Raw genomic sequence first — 1,316 nt, forward strand, 5'->3', positions numbered from 1 at the left:
AAAGGGGCTTGCAAATGAATTTTATCAAGAGTATATGTGTGCGGCGATCGATCCGCAAAGAGCGATTTTCAAACGCGAGTATTTTCGCTACTTCGAGCGCGTAGAATACGACATCGGCGCAGAACCGGAAGCGCTAAACATTACGGACGGCGTCAACATACGAACGCTGCAAATCAGAAAGGCTATAAATTTAACGCTAGGCGGCGAAAAAATAGAGCTTGCAAAATGTCAAATTTTTACAACGATTGATCTGGCAAGCGCAAACGGCCGTGACCAAACAGCGATGATAACCTCGGCTATCGACAACAGAAATCGCAGATTCATAATAGACATCAGCGCCAGGCACTGGACACCGTTTGAGAAGAGCGTCGAGATTATACGAATTTTTCAAATATTCGGCTGCACCAGGATAGGGATTGAAAAAGCCGGAATGCAAAACGATTTTTTCTATACGATTGACATCATACAAAAAATGACGGGAGTGCACCTACCCATTGATCAACTTAGCCACGGCGGAAAGGCAAAAAATACCCGCATATCAAACCTAGAGCCATATTACCGCACCGGGCAAATTTATCACAACGCAAGCATCGACTCAAGTACCGAATTAGAGGCGCAACTCCTTAGCTTCGATAGCGAAGTCGAGAGCAAAGAGGACGACCTGATGGATGCGCTCGCGTATTTACAACAATATATCGTGGGGCGAGAATTTGACGAGCCGGACTACGAGGACGAGGACTACGAGGGCGCCGAAGCCTGGGCGTGAATTTGCGCCGGCAGGACAAATGCAGGCGGACACCTCTCCCGCAGGCGCAAAGCCCTAATGCTTACGCTCGTTTCGCAGATCGTGGGACAAAAAAATGCGGGCTTAAATTTTAAGCAGATAATAAAATGTGTTCGTATCTTTCGCGGGACAAAAAGTCTAAATTTTGAAATTTTTCTCTACACCGTCAGTATTGGGCGGAAAATTCCGAGTGGGGTCATAGCCCCCTCGTCAAGAGAGTAAGTGGGCGCTATCAAAGCCCCACAGCAGCGCGCCTGCAGTAGATTATGACATAGGCGCAGGCAGGTGCATAGGATTTTAAGCAAATAGTTATCAAGACCGAGCCGAAATTGCGCGCGAAACTTAAACGGCTCGCGCCTAAATTTTCACACTTTCCTTAAGCGAAAACGGACAAATTCGCGTTATTTTTGCTGCTTGAAACTTAAACTTAATTTTCACAGCCCTTTCAAACGCCTATTTTAGGGCATTTTATAAAATTAACTATTGAAAATAATTCTTTTCAAAAATATGTATTTTCACGAAATTCGACCCC

The 1,316-nt window shown here is 45.4% G+C and carries 1 protein-coding gene; it reads left to right on the top strand.

Annotated features, from left to right (window positions below; all coding sequences use genetic code 11):
• The coding region (locus Q0256_RS03320; protein ID WP_297960024.1) for a hypothetical protein at positions 1–766 on the top strand (766 nt) is incomplete at its 5' end.
• Between the last annotated feature and the right edge of the window lie 550 nt (positions 767–1,316).

Source organism: uncultured Campylobacter sp. (genome assembly GCF_937949835.1).
Taxonomy (GTDB): Bacteria; Campylobacterota; Campylobacteria; order Campylobacterales; family Campylobacteraceae; genus Campylobacter_B.